General features: G+C 48.6%; 1 protein-coding gene. It reads left to right on the top strand.

Features of this window, described 5'->3' with window-relative positions; translation table 11 throughout:
• Positions 1-13: 13 nt before the first annotated feature.
• A partial coding sequence (locus ACODJP_RS14385) for a SulP family inorganic anion transporter (protein WP_422482664.1) occupies positions 14-249 on the top strand: 236 nt, incomplete at its 3' end.

Consider the following 249-nt stretch of genomic DNA (forward strand, 5'->3'; position numbering starts at 1 on the left):
CTACAAATTTAGCATGTTCAAAGGTGATCTCATAGCTGGCCTTACTATTGCAAGTCTCTGCATCCCTCAGGATATTGGATATGCAAAACTGGCGGGTTTGGATGCTCAGTTTGGATTGTATAGCAGTTTTGTTCCACCGCTGATATATGCGATGATGGGGAGCTCGCGAGATATAGCGATAGGGCCGGTGGCGGTGGTGTCTCTGTTGCTGGGGACTATGCTTCAAGAAGTGTTGGATCCCAAGACGCG

The organism is Pleomorphochaeta sp. DL1XJH-081 (genome assembly GCF_049310885.1).
Taxonomy (GTDB): domain Bacteria; phylum Spirochaetota; class Spirochaetia; order Sphaerochaetales; family Sphaerochaetaceae; genus CAYZJV01.